Raw genomic sequence first — 19,259 nt, 5'->3', positions numbered from 1 at the left:
CCGCGATCGATTCCGCTCGACCGAGTTCTTCGCCCAGGGCCGTCTCGGCCGGACCGGGCGAGAGGCTTGTCCGCTCGGGCCTCCGGCCCGGTGCACGAATCACCACGCCTCCCCGGCAAGCCGTCGGCGTGGATTCCGCTTACGTTCCCCCGTCACCCCGATTACGTTCCCCGGCCGCGACGTCGTACACCGTCCGCCGTCCCACACCACCACCGTCACGACGGAGGACCCGGCCCTCTCTCGCCCACGGCAGCGGGTGCCGGCAGTCCCACCACACCAGTACGCCCCCGCAAGGGCTGTACTAGGTCGTCGTCTCCGGACGTGACGTCTTCTGCCACGAGTACGCCGTCGGCTGCCGCGGATCGGGTGCCGTGATCGCCTGCGGCCCCTCGGCACCGGCCCCGTGCTCCCCCGCCCCGGTCGCGGACGAGGCCCCCGGAGACGTATCCGCAGCGGCCCCCGTGGCGGACCCCGACGTCGGTTCCGGCTCCCACAGCGGATCCGAGCGCGACCAGTCGCGCAGCGCGCCGGCCTCCACGTCGATCTGCGCGCTCAGCGCAGTCAGATCGTCGTCCGCGAACGCCCGCGCCCGGTCCCGCGCCGCCCACCGCAGCGATTCCGCTGAGTGTGTGATCCGCTCGGTCCGCTCACGCAGCTGCGGCAGCCGCTCCGCGACCCGGCCCTTGTCCGGCTCGCGCTCCAGTCGCTTGAGCTCGTCGTCCAGCTCCCGCCCGTGCGCGCTCAGCCGCTCGAAGAGGCCGATCGACTCCGACAGCGACGCGTCCTCCGCCACGCCCGCCTGGAGTGCCTGCTGTGTGGCCCTCAGCGACGTGCGCAGCGACAGCCGGAGCTGCGCGAGCTCGCCCACCACACCCACCTGCCCGACGCTCTTCGCCCGCAGCGTGGTGTCCTCGACGGTGCGGCGCGCCTGCGTGATCGTGCGGTCCACCCCGCGCTTGGCCGCACCGATCACCTTGACGCCCACATACACCCCGAGCGCCACAAAGGCGACGAAGAGCAGCGCGAGGATGGTGAGTACGGCTTCCATGTGCGCCCTCCGGCAGTCGTGCGGCGTGTCCCCTCCCACCGTAAACGCAAGGGGCAGGCCAGGGGTTCCAGCGGAACCCCCAACCTGCCCGTAGGGGAAGCCCCCAATAGACGGCTACGCCATTACGCGGGGACGATGTTCACCAGCTTCGGCGCCCGCACGATCACCTTGCGGATGCCCGCGCCACCCAGCGCCGCGACGACCGCCGCGTCACCCAGTGCCAGCGCCTCCAGCTCCGCGTCCGTGATCGACGGGGAGACCTCCAGGCGGGCCTTGACCTTGCCCTTGATCTGCACGACGCAGGTCACGGACTCGTCCACCACGTACGCCGGGTCGGCGACCGGGAAGTCCTGGTGCACGACGGATTCCGTGTGCCCCAGCTTGCGCCACAGCTCCTCGGCGATGTGCGGGGCCAGCGGCGCGACCAGCAGCACCAGGCGCTCCGCGACCGAGCGGGCGATGGGGCCGCCCGTCTTCGTCAGGTGGTTGTTCAGCTCGGTGATCTTGGCGATGGCGGTGTTGAAGCGCATCGCGGCCATATCCTGGCCGACGCCGTCGATCGCCTTGTGCAGGGCACGCAGCGTCGCGTCGTCCGGCTCGGCGTCGACGACGGTGACCTCTCCGGTCGCCTCGTCCACGACGTTCCGCCACAGCCGCTGCAGCAGCCGGTACTGGCCGACGACGGCGCGGGTGTCCCACGGGCGGGAGACGTCCAGGGGGCCCATCGCCATCTCGTACAGGCGCAGCGTGTCGGCGCCGTACTCATGTGCGATCTCGTCCGGAGTGACGGCGTTCTTCAGGGACTTGCCCATCTTGCCCAGCTCGCGCTTGACCTGCTCGCCGTCGAAGAAGAACTTCCCGTCCCGCTCCTCGACCTCTCCGGCGGGGACCGGGAAGCCGCGGGCGTCCCGGTAGACGTACGCCTGGATCATGCCCTGGTTGTACAGCTTGTGGAACGGCTCCACGGAGGAGACGTGCCCCAGATCGAACAGAACCTTGGACCAGAAGCGGGCGTACAGCAGGTGCAGTACGGCGTGCTCGGCACCGCCCACGTACAGGTCGACGCCGCCGTGCGGCTGCCCCTCGCGCGGGCCCATCCAGTACTGCTCGATCTCGGGGTCGACCAGCTTGGAGTCGTTGTGCGGGTCCAGGTAACGCAGCTCGTACCAGCACGAACCGGCCCAGTTCGGCATGGTGTTGGTCTCGCGGCGGTACGTCTTCACGCCGTCGCCCAGGTCCAGCTCGACGTTGACCCAGTCCTCGTTGCGGGACAGCGGGGTCTCGGGCTGGGTGTCGGCGTCGTCCGGGTCGAACGTGCGCGGCGAGTAGTCGTCGACCTCGGGCAGCTCCAGCGGCAGCATCGACTCGGGCAGCGAGTGCGCGACGCCGTCCTCGTCGTAGACGATGGGGAACGGCTCGCCCCAGTAGCGCTGCCGGCTGAACAGCCAGTCGCGCAGCCGGAAGTTGATGGTCCCTTCACCGATGCCATGCCCGGTCAGCCACTCAATGATCTTCGACTTGGCCTCGGCGACAGCCAGGCCGTCCAGCGAGATCTCGTCGTTCGACGAGTTGATCGCCGGCCCCTGGCCGGTGAACGCCTCGCCCTCCCAGCCCTCCGGCGGCTGCACGGTGCGGATGATCGGCAGGCCGAAGGCCTCGGCGAACTCCCAGTCACGCTCGTCCTGGCCGGGGACGGCCATGATGGCGCCGGTGCCGTAGCCCATCAGGACGTAGTCGGCGACGAAGACCGGGACCCGCGCGCCCGTGACCGGGTTCACGGCGTAGGTGCCGGTGAAGACACCGGTCTTGTCCTTGTGCTCGGTCTGCCGCTCGACGTCGCTCTTCGTCTGGGCCTGCTTGCGGTACGCAGCCACGGCCTCGGCCGGGGTGGCTGCGCCGCCCGTCCAGGCGTCCTTGCCCCGGGCCTCCTCGGGCCACTCGGCGGGCAGGATCGAGTCGATCAGCCCGTGCTCGGGCGCCAGGACCATGTAGGTCGCGCCGAACAGGGTGTCGGGGCGGGTGGTGAAGACCGTGATCTGCTCACCGTCGTGGCCGTCGACGGGGAAGTTGACGCGCGCGCCCTCGCTTCGGCCGATCCAGTTGCGCTGCTGCAGCTTGATGGCCTCGGGCCAGTCCAGCGCGTCCAGGTCGTCCAGCAGCCGGTCGGCGTAGGCGGTGATGCGCATGTTCCACTGGCGCAGCTTGGCCTTGAAGACGGGGAAGTTGCCCCGCTCGGAGCGGCCGTCCGCGGTGACTTCCTCGTTGGCCAGTACGGTGCCCAGGCCGGGGCACCAGTTGACGGGGGCGTCGGAGGCGTACGCCAGGCGGTACTCACCCAGGGCGTCGGAGCGCTCGACCGCGCTCAGCTCGCCCCAGGGGCGGCCGGTCGGGGTCGCACGCTCCCCGTTCTCGAACTGCGCCACCAGGTCAGCGATCGGGCGGGCCTTCTTGGCGTCCTCGTCGTACCAGGAGTTGAAGATCTGCAGGAAGATCCACTGGGTCCACTTGTAGTAGTCCGGGTCGATCGTCGCGAACGACCGGCGCTTGTCGTGGCCCAGGCCCAGCCGGCGCAGCTGGACCTTCATGTTCTCGATGTTGGCGTCGGTGGAGACCCGGGGGTGCGTGCCGGTCTGGACGGCGTACTGCTCGGCCGGCAGGCCGAAGGCGTCGAAGCCCAGGGTGTGCAGCACGTTGTGGCCGGTCATGCGCTGATGGCGGGCGTAGACATCGGTCGCGATGTAGCCCAGCGGGTGTCCGACGTGCAGGCCCGCACCGGAGGGGTACGGGAACATGTCCATGATGAACTTCTTGGGGCGGGCGACGACGGCCTCGCCCCCGGCCAGATCGCCGCTCGGATTGGGCGCCTCGTACGTGCCCTCGGCGTCCCAGAAGTCCTGCCAGCGTGCCTCGATATCGGCCGCCATCACCGCGGTATAGCGATGCGGCGCTGCCGCCTCGGCGGCTGCGGAAGCGGCAGCGGAATTCGTCTCGCTCATGATCCTTAAGGCTCCATCGATCGTCTCTGCCTGGCGTTCCCGGAAGGGGCTGTGCCCACAAACAAAAGGACCCCTCGCACAGGAGGGGACGCCGCGCCGATTCCGACCGGAGAATTTCACCGGTCGGGACTGATCAGCGCGGCCCGCTAAGCAGAAGGCGTACGGCACGCATGGCGTCAGGGTACCGCAGGGCCCCCAGGGGCCGCATCGAGCGTCCGGACGGTGATCACGACCGAGGTTACTCGGCGTATCGACCCTATCCGGGGCAACCCCAGAGTCAGTTGTCGGCCAGCCTCCCCACTAAACGAGCAAACCTCGTACCGGCCGGTATGCGGCGACCTAGCATGCGATCCACGGGACCGCTTTCCCGCACCATTCGGAGTCGCCCTCATGAACCCTCTGAACCCTCTGAACCCACGTCGCAAGATCCGCTCGTCGTCCGGTATGACTCCGGGCATGAGCCGGCAGGTGCAGGGCGGATTGAGTGTCGCCGCTCTTGTTCTCCTGCCTCTGCTCGCCATCGGCGGGAGTGACGATTTCCGCGCCGCGCTCGACTTCACCACCGGCGTTCTGTCACTCGTATCGCTGACGGCCTCGGTCGCCTGGGGCCTTATAGCCACCGACCGCCTTCTGCTTTCCACCCGCCACCGCCTGCTGGCCCAGGGGATTCACCGAGGCACCGCGGTCGCCTCGCTCGGCTTCCTTCTGCTGCACGGCACAGTCAAGGTCTCGCTCGGGCATGTCGAACTTCTCGGCGCCCTGGTCCCGTTCGGCCTTGGCGTCACCGGTACGTCCGGCCTCATCGGATTCGGCTCGCTCGCCGGTCTCCTGATGGTGATCGCCGCCTCGACCGGCGCGGCACGCAGCGCGCTCGCGGGCAGGAGCCGCATCGCCGGCCGCTGGCGGGCCCTGCACATGCTGGCGTATCCGGCATGGTGCTCGGCGCTGGTGCACGGCCTGTACGCGGGCCGTCCCGCGGCGACCTGGGTGGTCGTCATGTACTGCCTCGCGCTGACCGGAGTCGCCGCCGCCGTGTCGATTCGGCTGATGCCGCGGCCCGTGCAGCGACGCCTGGCCGATCGCGTCATCACCCTGCTGGGTTCCGGCGCCGAGACCTCCGAGGACAGGGAGAGGGCACTGGAGCAGGCCCTGCGCGACGTGTCGGCCACGCCGCTGCCCGGCACCGGGGACATTCCCCCGCAGCCACAGCCGCAATACGAGCGCGAGTTCCCGGGCCGGGGCCCGGCCGCCCGGGGCGAGCCGTCCGGACGGCCGATCGGGCAGCCCCTGGGACAGCCGCTGGGCCCCTCGCGGGACTGGCAGGCCCGGCCTCTCACCGCGCCGGCCCCGCAGCTCTACGAAGCGGCGCCTCCGCTCCCCACCGAGCAGACCGCGACCGTGAGGTCTGCTCGGCCCTTCCCCGGAGCCGGCCCCGCCGCCGGACGACCGCTCCCGGGCGAGGGCCCGGAAACCGGAATCTCCGCCGCCTACCGTGCCGTCTCGCTGGCCGGTGAAGCCGCCCCTCGTGCGGCGGGAGCACCGGCACCGGCCTCCCAGGGCGGGATCCCGCTCGCCGAGCGCATCCCCATGACCGAGGAGCTGCCCGTGGTGGACGATGCGGGTCCCAGGCCAGGGCTCTGGCCGGCACCGTCCCCTCCGCCGCCCGCTCAGGCCTTCCCGCCGCCCCCCGCATCCCGGTACGGCTCACCCCCTGAACCCCCGTACGACTCCTCGTACGAGTCCTCCTACGCCCCGGGCACCACCGGGGGCTACGCCGGCGGGGCTCCCTACACCCAGGAATCCGGCTACGGCGGCCAGGACCCGGCCGCACCGCTCCCCCGCTCTTTGGACGACACCCAGCAGTCACCCGGCCCGCTCTATCCGCCCCCGGCCGGGGAACCATGGCACGCACCCGCAGGAGACCGACCGTGAACGCCCCTCTCCCCGATGTCCCCGAAGTCCGTGTCGTCGGCCTCCCCCAGCTGACTCAGGGCTTCGATCTGGTCGAGCGCCTCGACCTCTCCATGCACCTGAAGGTGCACGGCCCGCTGGAACCCATGACCGGGGAGCTGCTCGCCCAGCTCGCCGAGAACGTAACCCTGCGCGGCCGGGGCGGCGCAGGCTTTCCTTTCGGCCAGAAGCTGCGGGCCGTGGCCAAGGCTTCGATCCGGCGCGGGGTGCGGCCCGTCGTCGTGATCAACGGCAGTGAGGGCGAGCCCGCCTGCCGCAAGGACACCGTGCTGCTCAACCGCGCGCCGCATCTCATCCTGGACGGCGCCCTGCTGGCAGCCGAGGCTCTGGGCGCGCGCACCCTGGTGGTCGCGGTGACCCGTAACTCCACGGAGATCTCCATCCGCGCGGCTCTCGCCGAGCGGGGGCTGTCGGACCGGCGCGGACAACAGCTGCGCGCGCGGGTGGTGCGTACCCCGGAGCGCATGGTCTCCGGAGAGGCCTCGGCGGTCATCCGGGCCATCGGCGGCGGTCCTGCGCTGCCTCCGGGGCGCCGCGAGCGTGCCTCCGAGTCGGGCGTCGGCGGCGCGCCGACGCTGCTGTCCAACGCGGAGACATTCGCCCAGCTCGCCGTCGCCGCCCGGATCGGCGCCCGCCGCTACGGCCACACGGGCCTGGAGAGCGAGCCCGGCACGGTGATGCTGACGATCTCCGGGGCGGTCGCGCGCCCCATGGTCGTCGAGGTGCCGACCGGCGTGCCGCTGCGATACGTCCTCCAGCTGGCGGGCGCTCCGCCGCTCCCCCAGGGGGTGCTGACAGGCGGCTACCACGGCAACTGGATCGACGCGGTCGCCGCGCACGACGCCGTCGTGTCGCGCGAGTCGCTGGCGACGGCGGGCGGCTCGCTGGGCGCGGGCGCGATCCTGCCGATCGGCCCCGAGACGTGTCCGCTCGGGGAAGCCCTGCGGGTGGCCAACTGGCTCGCGGCCGAGACGGCCGGTCAGTGCGGGCCCTGCAAGCTGGGACTGCCCGCCGCGGCCGGCGGGCTGTCCGATGTGCTGAACGGCGGCGGACCGGCCGCCCTGGAGGCGCTGCGCGAGGTGACGCAGGCGGTGAAGGGGCGGGGCGCCTGCAAGCACCCGGACGGCTCGGCGCGCTTCTTCGCCTCCACCCTGTCGGCGTTCACGGACGATCTCGCAGCGCATGTCCTGGACGGCGGCTGCGGCCGGGAGACGACGGGCGTGCTGCCGCTGCCCGCTCCGGGCTACCAGGATGCGGAGGAGTCCATTCCGAGCGGTGAGAAGCTCGCCGTGGACTGGACGCTCTGCCGGGGCCACGGGCTCTGCGCGGACATCGTGCCGGAGCTCATCCGGCTGGGCCCGGACGGGTATCCGGCCCTCGCGGACACGTCGGTGCCGATGCATCTGCGGGGGCGTGCGCAGCGCGCCGTGCGCCGTTGTCCGGCGCTCGCGCTCCGGATGGAACAGGCTCCGGCCGAGCGCCCCGCGCTGCCGAGCGTGAACCGCAAGGCCCTTGGCAGCGGCCGAGGTTGACGACAGGAATGAAGAAGAGGGCCATCCGGATCGGATGGCCCTCTTCTTCGCTCTGTCGAGCTACTGTGGAGCTAAGGAGAATTGAACTCCTGACCTCTTGCATGCCATGCAAGCGCTCTACCAACTGAGCTATAGCCCCTTGCTGTGTGCCGCCCCGTTTCCGGGTTTCCCCCGCGGCGACACAGAGAACATTACACGGTCCCCCCGGTGGTTCACCAAATCCATTCCGGCAGGCAGGTCCGGCAGGGGGCAGCCGGACCGGTCGGGCAGGTCCGGACCGGTCAGGCTGTCGCGAACGAGTAGAACCGTTTCAGGGTGCAGTGCTCGTCGAGGAGCCGGCCGTAGATCGGCTCCCCCTCGAGCTCCCGGTAGGTCTCGATGGGGTCGCCCTTTATGATCAGCGCCCGCGCGCACTCCTCGCACCAGTACTGGTACTCGGGGTTGACGGGGTCCATGTCTCGGACGATCGGCGTACCACTGCCGCACCAGTCGCATTTCCGCCTGTGCGCACCCATCATTCAGCTCCAGCTGTGGCCGCAGGCCGTGCACACGTACGAGATACCTCCGTTGTCACCAAGCATTTGGGCGACATGGGACGAACCGCATGAGGGGCAGTTGAGGCGAGTACGGACCTCCGCAGCGGCGAGCGGGTCATCACCCTCCCCGATGCTGCTACCGGGCATCGCCTCTCCCTCCCGTACGGGCCGTCGTCCCCCTCCGGCCGTCCCGATTCTGCCATGGCCCCGCAAGAGGGTCAGTGCCGTCGGCGTACGAGGCCGGCCAGCAGCCCGATGATCGCGGCCGCCGCCAGCGTGAGGGTGCACGCCCAGAGCGCGTTCGCGGACGCTTGCGCCCCCGGCCCGGTCAGCCGGTTCAGGAACAATGTGCCGAAGGTCGCGACTCCGAGCAGCTGGCCGAGCTGAGTGACCGTCGCCAGCAGCCCGCTGGCATCCGCCGCGTCCTCCTGCCGTACGGTCGCGAGCGCACCGGTCAGGGCGGGGCTGAACGCGAGCGCCAGGCCCGCGCCGACGCCCGCGAAGGCGGCGTACACCGCGAGACCCCCGCTGCCGCCGTCCCTCAGCACCAGACCCACCGCCACCACGGAGACGGCGGTCAGCGCGAATCCTCCCGGAATCAGCGCCCCTTGGAGCTTCCTCGGCCACCGCCGCCATGTCAGTCCGACCGCACCGAACACCAGGGCCGACGGACCGAAGGTCAGCCCCGCTCGCAGGGGGCTGAATCCGAGCCCGCCCTGGATGTGCAGCGTGAGGGTGAAGAGGAAGCCCGCGTTGACGCCCATCACGAGCATGATCCGCAGGACCGCCCGGCCCATGCCCGGAATGCGCAGCACGCGCGGGGCGATCAGCGGGGCTCCTCCGCGCCGCGCGAGCCGTGACTCGTACGAGAGGAAGGCGGCGAAGAGAATCACGGAGGCGGCCAGCGAGAGCCAGGACCAGAGCGGCCAGTCCTGCTCCTGCCCGAGTACCAGCGGGACGGTGAGCAGCGACACGGCGGCGGCGAGCAGCACCAGACCGGGCAGGTCGAGGCCGCGCGTACGCTCCGGTTCATCGCGCCGGTCACGCGGCAGCACCTTCGCTCCGAGCACCAGCAGTACGAGCCCGATCGGGACGTTCACCAGGAAGACCGGGCGCCAGCTCGCGCCGAAGAGGTCGGCGCTGACGAGCACCCCGCCGGCGACCTGTCCGGCGGCGGCCCCGGTGGCGAGGACGGCGGAGTAGGCGCCGAGCGCCCGCACCCGCCGCTCACCCGTGAAGTTCCGCTGGATGAGACTGAGCACCTGCGGGATCATCAGCGCCGCACCCACGCCCTGGACCAGCCGGAACGCGATCAACTGCTCAGGACCGGCGGCCAGTCCGCAGGCGAGCGAGGCGATGGTGAAGACCCCGAGCCCGCCCAGGTACATCCAGCGGTGCCCGAGCAGATCCCCCAGCCGCGCGCCGGTGATCAGCAGGACGGCGTACGAGATCGTGTAACCGGCGATGACCAGCTGCAACGCAGCACCGGAAGCGCCGAGTTCCGTGCGGATCGTCGGCGCTGCCACGTTGACGATGAACACGTCGAGCAGCGCCATGAACTGCGCCGCGAGGACGACGGCGAGCAGCAGGCCGGGCCGCCTGTCAGTGGCAGGGTCTTTACTGAGTAAGGGAGTTACCGAGGTGTGGACGGTCGGGGAGGTCGTGGTCATGGACCGAGCCTCGCCGCGATCCGGTACCGGTAACGAGAGCCCGCTGATGCTGGTACTGGCAGCACCTGGCAACGGCGGTCCAGATCTTCGACCATGGGGGTGTGACGACGATGGCAGCACCGACCCAGCGCCGCCGTCCCGAGCTGGCCGCGTTCCTCCGCAGCCGCCGGGCCCGGGTGACACCCGCAGACGTCGGCATGCCGCCGGGGCTGCGCAGACGCACGCCGGGGCTGCGCCGCGAGGAGGTCGCCCAGCTCTCCGGCGTGGGCGTGACGTGGTACACGTGGCTGGAGCAGGGCCGACCGATCAACGCCTCGGCCCAGGTCCTGGACGCGGTGGCACGGACGCTCCGGCTCGATCAGCCCGAGCGCGAGCATCTGTACCACCTGGCGGAGGTCGCGTACGCGCCGGACCGCACCGCGGGCGCGGAGAGCGTCAGCCCGGAAATCCAGGGCATCATCGACGCCCTCGATCCGCATCCGGCGGTCGTCTACAACACGCGGTACGACATCCTCGCGACGAACGCGCCCTACCGGACCCTCTTCAGGGTGGCCGGACCGGAACCTGGCATACGCAACGTGCTGTGGACGCTCTTCACCGTCCCCGACAACGACTGCCCGGTGGTCAACAAGGACATGGAGCTGCCGCTGATGGTCGCGCAGCTGCGCGGAGCGTATGGGCTCCATGTGGGCGAGCCGGTCTGGGAGTCGTTCGTCGAGCGGCTCTGCGAGGCCAGTCCGCACTTCGCCCGGCTGTGGCGAAGCGGCGACGTCGTCCCGCCGGGGACCAGGGTGAAGACCTTCCAGCACCCTTCCGTGGGCCAGATACGGATGAAGTCCATCTCCCTGTCGATCAACGGCATGCCCGAGTGCCGGATCGTGGCCTATACGCCGGACGACGAGGAGAGCCGGCTGTCGATACAGAAGCTGCGCGTCCACGCAGCCGACGCATGGGGGCGGTGAAGGCGCGATAAAGCGGAAATCCCGCCCCCCTGGAGGGGACGGGATCCGGATGTTGAATCTTGTGGAGCTAAGGAGAATTGAACTCCTGACCTCTTGCATGCCATGCAAGCGCTCTACCAACTGAGCTATAGCCCCTTGTGTTCTTCGCGCTCCGCGCTGCGAACAAGAAGAACCTTAGCCTGTGACCAGCCGGAAAGTGAAATCCGGCCGGTCCGCGGCCGTCGGCGGGGGACGAGCGGGGGTCGCCCGCCGGTCCTCCTGCCCTTCACCGACCTCAGTCGTCGTCGCCGAGGACCGGCTCGGGGAGCGTGCCCGCATTGTGCTCCAGCAGCCGCCACCCGCGCGCGCCTTCGCCGAGGACCGACCAGCAGCAGTTGGACAGGCCGCCCAGGCCCTCCCAGTGGTGGGCCTCCAGGCCGAGCAGCCTGCCGATGGTGGTGCGGATCGTGCCGCCGTGGCTCACCACGACGAGCGTGCCGCCGTCGGGCAGCTTCTCGGCATGGCGCAGCACGACGGGCGCGGCCCTGTCCGCGACCTCGGTCTCCAGCTCTCCGCCGCCGCGCCGTACGGGCTCACCGCGCTTCCACGCGGCGTACTGCTCGCCGTACCGCCCGACGATCTCCTCGTGGGTGAGCCCCTGCCAGTCGCCCGCGTAGGTCTCCCGCAGCGCGGCGTCATGGGTGATCTCGTGCCCGGTGATCGCGGCGAGCTGGGCGGCCGTGGCCGCCGCCCGCTTCAGGTCGGAGGCGATGATCGCGTCCGGCTTCAGCGAGGCGAGCAGCCGGGCGGACCGGCGCGCCTGGCCGAGGCCGGTCTCGGTCAGCTCGATGTCCGTGGAGCCCTGGAAGCGGCGCTCCAGGTTCCAGGCGGTCTGGCCGTGCCGCCACAGGACGATGCGGCGGCCTCGGCCCTTGCCGATGTCGCTGGCGCTCAGCTCAGCTCACCGTCCGTCCCGCTGCCGTCGCCGACGAGCTTGGCGTGCTCCTCGGCCTTGCCTCGCGTGTTGCGGGCGTCCTCGGGCAGCGGCAGCTCGGGGCAGTCCTTCCACAGCCGCTCCAGGGCGTAGAAGACGCGCTCCTCGCTGTGCTGGACGTGCACGACGATGTCGACGTAGTCGAGGAGGATCCAGCGCGCGTCGCGGTCGCCCTCACGGCGCACCGGCTTGGCGCCGAGCTCCTTCTGGAGCTTCTCCTCGATCTCGTCGACGATCGACTTGACCTGGCGGTCACTGGGGGCGGAGGCGAGCAGGAAGGCGTCCGTGATCGACAGCACGTCGCTGACGTCGTAGGCGATGATGTCGTGCGCGAGCTTGTCGGCCGCCGCCTGTGCGGCGACGTTGATGAGCTCGAGGGATCGGTCCGTGGCGGTCACATGCAGGCTTTCGTCGGCGGTCAAGACTCTTCCAGGGTCTCACGGACCACCGATACCCCACGCCGTGTTTATCGCCGCCCCGCTCCGGGCACCGGCACGGGCACGGCTGGGCGGGGCTCCCGCGCTCGCGGACCGGGGGCCGGCGGGCCGGCCCGCCCGGCCCGCCGGGGCGTTGCCGGGCAGGGCGCCGGTGTTACTTGACCTTGTAGTCGCCACCGAGAACGACCGTGACGTCCGCGTTCGGCGCCGCCTTGCCCTTCTCCACCGCGTCGTCCGGGAGGCCGAGCGTCTTGGCGACCTCCACGGCCTGCGGCTTGCGGGCGTCATCGCCGTAGATGACCTGCGAGGACGAGGAGGTGTCTGCCTTGCCGGCGTCGACGAACGCGTAACCGCCATTGACGAGGGTGATCCTCGCCGCCTCGGTCGCGTCCGCGTCGCCGCTGGCGTTCCGTACGCCGACACGTACCGCAGCACCCTGCTCCGGGGCGCTGACCTTGCCGCCCAGGATGTCCTTGACCACGCCTGCGCTCGCCTCCTGGCTGAGCGTGCCGTCCTGCTGTACGGGCAGCACGGCGGTCTTGTAGTCGCCGCCCTTGGCGTACTCGGAGAGTTTGGCGAGTGAGGCGCCGAGGTCCTTCTCCGGCAGCGAGGGGTCGAGAATCTGGGCCAGGGTCTCGATGGTCATCGTCGCGCCCTGCGGGTCGCTGGAAACCTTCCTCAGCACGCCGTACATCACCTGGCCGAAACGCTGCAGCTGCTTGGCCTCGGCCTCGCCCGAGCCACGGTAGGTGGCGTAGCCGACGGCCATACGCCCGTTGAGCGTCTGGTTCTCGCCCTTCTTCACCAACGGCGCCTCGCCCTGCTTCGCGCCGGGCACATCGGTATCGGTGTCGATGTCGATGCCGCCGACCTGCTCGACCAGGTTCTCGAGGTAGGGAGTGTCCAGCCGCCAGGTTCCGGTGATCTTGGTGCCCAGGAGGGTGCCGATCGCCTCGCGCGTGCCGGTCGAGCCGTCCTCGTCGACGGACTTGCCGAGCGTGGTGGTGATGCCCTCGTCGTTGGCGACGGAGAGTGCGTTGGGGAGCAGGACGGTGGTGCCCTGCTTGGTCGTCGCGTTGTCGACGAGCAGGGCGGTGGAGGTGCCGCCCTTCCGGGTGTTGTGCAGATGCAGAACGATCACGTCGCGCTTCTGCGGGCCGGTGGCGGTGTTCCGCGCGTCGCCGGGGCTGGAGGTTCCGGGCAGCTTGCCCGCGTACCAGAGGTAGCCGACGCCACCGACGAGAGCCAGGGCCAGTACGACGACGAGGGCCACGACGCGGTTGCGCCCGCGACGCTTGGCCTCCTCACGCCGCTCCGAGCGGCTCTCGGTGAACTTGAGCCAGTCGATGACGTCTTCGGAGTCCTCGTCCGGCTCCTCTATGAAAGAGAACTGCTCGGTGCGGTACTCGCGGTCGCCTCGCTCGGGGCCCTCGGACGCGGGTCGGCGGGGGCCGGGCACGGCAGGCTGTTGCGGTTGCGGTTGCGGTTCGGGCTCGGCATGGGGCACCTGCGCCGACTGTTGCTGTTGCTGCGGGATGTTCCACTGCTGCGTGGCGTCGACGGCGGCGGCCGCGGGCTGCTGACCGGTCTCGTACCCGTAGCCGTAACCCTGCTGGCCGTACGGATGCTGTTGCTGCTGGGCGTACGGGTCATAGCCGTACCCCTGCTGTTGTTGCTGCTGCTGCTGCTGCTGCTGCTGCTGCTGCGCGTACGGATCGTAGCCCTGCGATTGCTGGGGGTGCTGGTACACCGGCTGCCCGTACTCGTCGTAGCCGATGATCTGCGGCTGCTGCGGGTGGTACGGGTCGTACGGGTTCTGCTGGTCGTTCACCGGTGCCCCTCTCCGAGGCTCACTCGCCGCGGTACAACTGGCGCTTGTCGATGTAGCGCACCACACCGTCCGGCACCAGATACCAGACCGGGTCCCCCTGCGCGACCCTCGCCCGGCAATCGGTGGACGAGATCGCCAGCGCGGGCACCTCCACCAGGGAGACTCCGCCCTTGGGCAGACCGTCGTCGGTCAGGTCATGGCCCGGCCGGGTGACACCGATGAAGTGGGCGAGCGAGAACAGCTCTTCGGACTCCCGCCAGGTGAGGATCTGGGCGAGCGCGTCGGCTCCGGTGATGAAGAACAGATCCGAGTCGCTGTTGAGCGACCGCAGGTCCCGCAGGGTGTCGATCGTGTACGTCGGCCCGGCCCGGTCGATGTCGATGCGGCTGACCGAGAACTGCGGGTTGGACGCCGTGGCGATGACGGTCATCAGATAGCGGTCCTCAGCTGGAGAAACCACCTTGTGACTCTTCTGCCACGGCTGCCCGGTCGGTACGAACACCACCTCGTCGAGGTGGAACAGGGCGGCCACCTCACTGGCGGCCACCAGGTGTCCATGGTGGATGGGGTCGAATGTCCCACCCATCACGCCGAGTCGGCGCTTGCCGTGGCCGGTAGGCACTTCCTGCTGTCCCATGCGTGCAGAGCCTACTGGCACGGCGATCCGGCCCTGCCTCAGCGGTCGCGGTTGAAGCGGGTGGTGACCCACAGCAGCAGGAGCAGCACGAGGAGAGCGCCGCCACCGGTGACGTAGGGGTTGAGACTTTCGTGGCTGCCACCGCCCTCGGCGCCCTCGGCGATCGTGACCAGGTTGGCGGCGGTGCTGGCGAGACTCATCTTCTGCGGGACCTTCTCGTCGGGGGTCGGAGCGGAGACTTCGCGCACATCGTATGCGGGAGGTACGGGCACGCTCACGCCGACTCAGTCGTTGTCGGTTCGTCGCCGCCGATTCCCGGCGCCGGTTCGAGTTATCCACAGGCCCCCGCCGCATCACGGCCCAGCACCTAGTCTGGATCTGTCAGGGGGACGAGTCAGCACTCGTAAGGAACAAGGGGGCAACCTATGACCGACAGCAGTCACGAGAAGGTGCCGAGCAGGCAGCGCAAGCGCTTCCCGGGCATCTCCTCCCGGGCGTACGAGCATCCCGCGGACCGTTCGGCGCTGGTGGCCCTGCGCAAGCTCAGCGGCTTCGACACCGTGTTCAAGGCGCTCAGCGGGCTGCTGCCGGAGCGCAGCCTGCGACTGCTCTTCCTCTCCGACTCCGTGCGGGTGAGCGACGCCCAGTTCGCCCACCTCAACGCCATGCTGCGGGACGCCTGTTACATCCTGGACCTCGAGAAGGTCCCGCCGATGTACGTCACCCAGGATCCTGTGCCCAATGCCATGTGTATCGGCCTGGACGAGCCGATCATCGTCGTCACCACCGGCCTGGTGGAGCTGCTGGACGAGGAGGAGATGCGGGCCGTCGTCGGCCACGAGGTGGGCCACGCCCTCTCCGGGCACTCCGTCTACCGCACGATCCTGCTCTTCCTCACCAATCTCGCGCTGAAGGTCGCCTGGATTCCGCTCGGCAATGTGGCGATCATGGCCATAGTCACAGCGCTGCGGGAGTGGTTCCGCAAGTCCGAGCTGTCGGCGGACCGTGCCGGGCTGCTCGTGGGCCAGGATCTGCAGGCGTCGATGCGCGGCCTGATGAAGATCGCCGGCGGCAATCATCTGCACGAGATGAATGTCGACGCGTTCCTGGCGCAGGCGGAGGAGTACGAGGCGGGGGGCGATCTGCGGGACTCCGTACTGAAGATCCTCAACATGCTGCCGCGCTCGCACCCGTTCACCACGGTGCGCGCCGCCGAACTGAAGAAGTGGTCCGAGAGCCGCGACTACCAGCGGATCATGGACGGTCACTACCCGCGCCGCACGGAGGACAAGGACACGTCGGTCACGGACTCCTTCCGCGAGTCGGCCTCCCACTACGCGGAGTCGGTGCGGACCAGTAAGGATCCGCTGATGAAGCTGGTCGGGGACATAGCCGGAGGCGCGGGAGACCTCGGCGGCCGGCTGCGCGACAAGTTCACCGGCGCGGGAGGCTCGAGCAATGGCGACGGCAAGGCCGAAGGAGGCCAGGGGCAGGGCTGAGCGCGACGGCCGTCAGGGCGAGGGCTGAGCGCTGGGAGCAAGGACGCCACAGAGCGCGACGGCGGCTCGGCCCGTCTCGTACGGGTCGGTGGCCGCCGGGCCCTCGGGGGTTGTCCGCTGGCCTGCCAGCAGCGGCCGCAGCGCACCCGAGGGATCGGACGAGCAGGCCATCGGCCCGGCCTGCACGTAGCTGAACAACAGTTCGGCCCGGTGGGTGCGCAGATCGTCGCGGTCGAAGCGGAAGTGCAGTTCACGGCGGACGGTGAACAGGGAGGCTTCGTCCGTCGGGGCCCCGCCGGCCGGGCGCAGGGCGTAGGCGAAGGTGTGGTCCGAGGTCACTTCGAGGGCGTCGGGTCCGGTCTCGCTGACGCGCATCGTGCCCTGGACCCGCACCTCGGGGTCGGCCAGCGCGACTTTCGCGGGGTCGAACCGGACCAGCCAGCCGGTCGCGGCGTGTCGCCCGTCGTGGACCGGGGTGGCCATGGACCGGTCGAACTGGTCCAGCTGATCGGGATCGATCAGTATCCGTACAGGCTGCACGGCGACGCCGGTGAGCACATCGGGGGCGAGCGAGGACTCCACGAGGTAGTCCTTGACGGTGGTCAGCGCGGTCATGACCTGGCTGTCCGAGAAGTTCTTGGTGCGGCGGGCGCCCGGAAGGGTGATGCCGACCGCGCCCTTGCCGAACTGGGCGGCGGGGCCGTGGGCGTACAGCTCGGCCGGTTCCCCGCCGGGTACACGGCCGACGGGCGCGAGCGGGATGACCGTGCTCCGCAGTGGCTCGGCGGGCTGGGCGGGGGCCGGCTGATAGGGGTGGCGGACGCCCATGTAGATCGCGGTGCCGAAGGCCAGGGCGATCAGCAGGACCAGCAGCAGGGCCTGCTTCGACCCGCCCCGCACCCTCCGTCTGGGAAGGCTGCGGACGGCCCTGGCATGGTCGGCCATCCGCTCCTGCGCGGAGAACTCCTGAAGTCGGGCAGCGCGGACGAACGATTCGTCGAAGACGACGGACCGGTATTCGTCCTCACCTCCGCCGGGGAGCCCCTCGGGTGTCCCCTCAGGTGGGTCTCCACGCCCTGCCATACCTTCAGAGTAGGTCGGGAGAAGCACACGTAAACGCCGGGCCGCGGGTCAAGTTCCGACAAGCTCCCACGCGACCCGTCAGGGGGTGCGGGGCACCGCGGAAACGGGCGGAGCTGAGTACTCCGCGGAGGCGGACGGGCTCGTCACGCGGTCGGGGGCGGAGGTGCGGGAGGGGACGTCGATGCCGGTCGTGGCGGGCTGGGGCACCCGGTCCTGGCGGTTGCCGGAGGCTCCTCGATACACGGCGGTGAAAGCGAGGGCGACCATGCCGATGCCCATGACCAGGGCGAGAACCCAGGCGACCGGGCGGTGCCAGCGGGCGGTGCCGCGGTACGGGCGCAAAGCGCCGCCGTGCGGGCCGTAGGGGCCGGTGTCCCGGTCGTCGGGGTCCATCGGGTCGTACGCGTCGTCGTACGGGCGCTCACGGCCGTATTCGCCGCCCGGACCGTAGCCGTCCTCGTAGAGGTCGTCGTCCGTGGGGCCCGCGCCGGCCCTGGCGCGGGCGGCCTCGGCCTCGGCACGTGCCTCGGCCGCGGCGAGCAGTCGCTCGACGGCGGACGGTTCGTGGATCTCGGCGGCCCGTACGAAGTCCTCGTCGAACACCACGGAGGCGAAGTCCTGGTCCGCGCCACCGCGGTCGTCGTCGGGCTCCCAGCCGTCCGGGAACGGCCTGCCCCCCACGTCGTCCGGCACGCCTTCAGAGTAGACCTGGGCCGGGGTTTTGGGCAGGGAGTGCGGGCAACTGCCCGCACTCCTCCGTCACCGGGTGTGACCGTCGCCCGTCACGATGTACTTCGTCGAGGTCAGCTCCGGGAGGCCCATCGGCCCCCGGGCGTGGAGCTTCTGCGTGGAGATGCCGATCTCGGCGCCGAAGCCGAACTGGCCGCCGTCGGTGAAGCGGGTGGACGCGTTCACGGCGACGGTCGTGGAGTCGACCAGTTGGGTGAATCGGCGGGCAGCGGCCTGGGAGGTGGTGACGATGGCCTCGGTGTGACCGGAGGACCAGAGGCGGATGTGCTCGACCGCCTTGTCCAGGGAGTCGACGACGGCCGCGGCGATGTCGTAGGAGAGGTACTCGGTCTCCCAGTCCTCCGGCGTGGCGGCGACGACGGTGGCCTTGGAGCCCTCCGCGTAGGCCTGGATCCGTTCGTCGGCGTGGACGGTGACGCCGGCCTCGGCGAGGGCGTCCAGGGCGCGGGGCAGGAAGGCGTCGGCGATGTCCTGGTGGACGAGGAGGGTCTCGGCGGCGTTGCAGACGCTGGGGCGCTGGGCCTTGGAGTTGACCAGGATGGAGACGGCCATGTCGAGGTCGGCCTGGGCGTCCACGTAGACGTGGCAGTTGCCGGTGCCGGTCTCGATGACCGGGACGGTGGACTCCTCGACGACGGTCTTGATGAGGGAGGCGCCGCCGCGCGGGATGAGCACGTCGACGAGGCCGCGGGCGCGCATCAGCTCCCGTACGGAGTCGCGGCTCTCGCCCGGGACGAGCTGGACGGAGTCGGCGGGCAGGCCGGCTCCCTCGACGGCGTCGCGCAGGACCTTCACCAGGGCGGTGTTGGACGAGTAGGCGGAGGAGGAACCACGGAGAAGAACAGCGTTGCCGGACTTCAGGCACAGCGCGGCGGCGTCCACCGTGACGTTCGGGCGGGCTTCGTAGATGATGCCGACGACGCCGAGGGGCACGCGGACCTGGCGCAGGTCGATGCCGTTGGGGAGGGTCGAGCCGCGGACGACCTCGCCGACGGGGTCGGGCAGCGCGGCGACGTCGCGGACGTCGGCGGCGATGGCGCGGACCCGCTCGGGGGTCAGCGTGAGCCGGTCGATGATCGCCTCACTGGTGCCGGCCTCACGGGCGCGGGCGATGTCCTCGGCGTTGGCCTCGACGATCTCGGCGGTACGGACCTCGAGGGCGTCGGCGATCGCCAGCAGGGCGTCGTCCTTCACCGATCGCGGGAGTGGCGCGATCTCGGCTGCGGCCGTGCGGGCCCGGTGGGCGGCCTGGGCGACCGGGGTGAGGTTGTCGTTCGAGGAGAGCGAGGTCATGTCCGCAGGGTAATGCGCGGCCTGCGGGCATCCCGCACGTA

General features: G+C 70.4%; 16 protein-coding genes and 2 tRNA genes. 4 read left to right on the top strand and 14 right to left on the bottom strand.

Annotated features, from left to right (window positions below; all coding sequences use genetic code 11):
• Positions 1–301: 301 nt before the first annotated feature.
• Positions 302–1,048 carry a hypothetical protein gene (locus ABT342_RS04755; RefSeq protein ID WP_351566988.1) on the bottom strand — a complete coding sequence of 249 codons (747 nt, stop codon included), beginning with the start codon at positions 1,046–1,048 and terminating at the stop codon, positions 302–304.
• A gap of 122 nt (positions 1,049–1,170) precedes the next feature.
• A complete protein-coding gene (leuS, locus tag ABT342_RS04750; RefSeq protein ID WP_351566985.1) occupies positions 1,171–4,044 on the bottom strand; it encodes a leucine--tRNA ligase in 2,874 nt (957 codons plus the stop codon).
• 456 nt (positions 4,045–4,500) lie between these two features.
• Between leuS and ABT342_RS04745 the strand changes: the two genes are divergently transcribed.
• The gene (locus ABT342_RS04745) at positions 4,501–5,976 is read left to right on the top strand and encodes a ferric reductase-like transmembrane domain-containing protein (protein WP_351566982.1); all 1,476 of its coding nucleotides are present in this window, start codon (positions 4,501–4,503) and stop codon (positions 5,974–5,976) included.
• Positions 5,973–7,547, top strand: a complete 1,575-nt coding sequence (locus ABT342_RS04740; RefSeq protein WP_351566979.1) for an NADH-ubiquinone oxidoreductase-F iron-sulfur binding region domain-containing protein — start codon at positions 5,973–5,975, stop codon at positions 7,545–7,547. Before ABT342_RS04745 ends, ABT342_RS04740 begins: the two co-directional genes overlap by 4 nt.
• 66 nt (positions 7,548–7,613) lie before the next feature.
• On the opposite strand, the gene ABT342_RS04735 is transcribed toward ABT342_RS04740, so the two are convergent.
• From ABT342_RS04735 to ABT342_RS04725, 3 genes are all read right to left on the bottom strand, one after another.
• Positions 7,614–7,686 (bottom strand) — tRNA-Ala (locus ABT342_RS04735).
• Between the two features lie 142 nt (positions 7,687–7,828).
• Complete coding sequence (locus ABT342_RS04730; RefSeq protein ID WP_026277450.1) at positions 7,829–8,062, bottom strand: hypothetical protein; 234 nt, start codon at positions 8,060–8,062, stop codon at positions 7,829–7,831.
• 239 nt (positions 8,063–8,301) lie between these two features.
• A complete protein-coding gene (locus ABT342_RS04725) occupies positions 8,302–9,753 on the bottom strand; it encodes an MFS transporter (protein WP_351566977.1) in 1,452 nt (483 codons plus the stop codon).
• 110 nt (positions 9,754–9,863) lie between these two features.
• Between ABT342_RS04725 and ABT342_RS04720 the strand changes: the two genes are divergently transcribed.
• The gene (locus ABT342_RS04720; RefSeq protein ID WP_351566974.1) at positions 9,864–10,715 is read left to right on the top strand and encodes a helix-turn-helix transcriptional regulator; all 852 of its coding nucleotides are present in this window, start codon (positions 9,864–9,866) and stop codon (positions 10,713–10,715) included.
• Between the two features lie 62 nt (positions 10,716–10,777).
• Here the strand turns inward: ABT342_RS04720 and ABT342_RS04715 are convergent.
• The 6 genes from ABT342_RS04715 to ABT342_RS04690 form a co-directional block, all read right to left on the bottom strand.
• A tRNA-Ala gene (locus tag ABT342_RS04715) sits at positions 10,778–10,850 on the bottom strand.
• A 139-nt stretch (positions 10,851–10,989) separates the two neighbouring features.
• Complete coding sequence (locus ABT342_RS04710) at positions 10,990–11,649, bottom strand: histidine phosphatase family protein (protein WP_351567314.1); 660 nt, start codon at positions 11,647–11,649, stop codon at positions 10,990–10,992.
• Positions 11,646–12,086 (bottom strand): ribosome silencing factor, encoded by a 441-nt coding sequence (gene rsfS, locus ABT342_RS04705; protein ID WP_351567311.1) that lies wholly within the window; start codon positions 12,084–12,086, stop codon positions 11,646–11,648. Before rsfS ends, ABT342_RS04710 begins: the two co-directional genes overlap by 4 nt.
• 193 nt (positions 12,087–12,279) lie before the next feature.
• Positions 12,280–13,956, bottom strand: a complete 1,677-nt coding sequence (locus ABT342_RS04700) for an LCP family protein (RefSeq protein ID WP_351566972.1) — start codon at positions 13,954–13,956, stop codon at positions 12,280–12,282.
• A 19-nt stretch (positions 13,957–13,975) separates the two neighbouring features.
• Positions 13,976–14,593 (bottom strand): nicotinate-nucleotide adenylyltransferase, encoded by a 618-nt coding sequence (nadD, locus tag ABT342_RS04695; RefSeq protein WP_351566969.1) that lies wholly within the window; start codon positions 14,591–14,593, stop codon positions 13,976–13,978.
• A gap of 38 nt (positions 14,594–14,631) precedes the next feature.
• Positions 14,632–14,793, bottom strand: a complete 162-nt coding sequence (locus ABT342_RS04690) for a hypothetical protein (RefSeq protein ID WP_351566967.1) — start codon at positions 14,791–14,793, stop codon at positions 14,632–14,634.
• A 225-nt stretch (positions 14,794–15,018) separates the two neighbouring features.
• Between ABT342_RS04690 and ABT342_RS04685 the strand changes: the two genes are divergently transcribed.
• Positions 15,019–16,092, top strand: a complete 1,074-nt coding sequence (locus tag ABT342_RS04685) for a M48 family metallopeptidase (protein ID WP_351566964.1) — start codon at positions 15,019–15,021, stop codon at positions 16,090–16,092.
• A 12-nt stretch (positions 16,093–16,104) separates the two neighbouring features.
• Here the strand turns inward: ABT342_RS04685 and ABT342_RS04680 are convergent, their stop codons facing one another.
• The 3 genes from ABT342_RS04680 to ABT342_RS04670 all read right to left on the bottom strand — a co-directional run bounded on the left by ABT342_RS04680 (position 16,105) and on the right by ABT342_RS04670 (position 19,218).
• Positions 16,105–17,175, bottom strand: coding sequence for an SCO2583 family membrane protein (locus tag ABT342_RS04680; RefSeq protein WP_351566961.1), 1,071 nt, complete (start codon positions 17,173–17,175; stop codon positions 16,105–16,107).
• A gap of 78 nt (positions 17,176–17,253) precedes the next feature.
• On the bottom strand, positions 17,254–17,868 hold the full coding sequence (locus tag ABT342_RS04675) for an SCO2584 family spore wall biosynthesis protein (protein WP_351566958.1): 615 nt from the start codon (positions 17,866–17,868) through the stop codon (positions 17,254–17,256).
• Positions 17,869–17,934: 66 nt separating this feature from the next.
• Positions 17,935–19,218, bottom strand: a complete 1,284-nt coding sequence (locus ABT342_RS04670) for a glutamate-5-semialdehyde dehydrogenase (protein ID WP_351566956.1) — start codon at positions 19,216–19,218, stop codon at positions 17,935–17,937.
• Positions 19,219–19,259: the final 41 nt, after the last annotated feature.

This window comes from Streptomyces sp. NPDC000410, from assembly GCF_040300305.1.
GTDB lineage: Bacteria > Actinomycetota > Actinomycetes > Streptomycetales > Streptomycetaceae > Streptomyces.
This window is presented reverse-complemented; position numbering and strand designations above follow the sequence as displayed.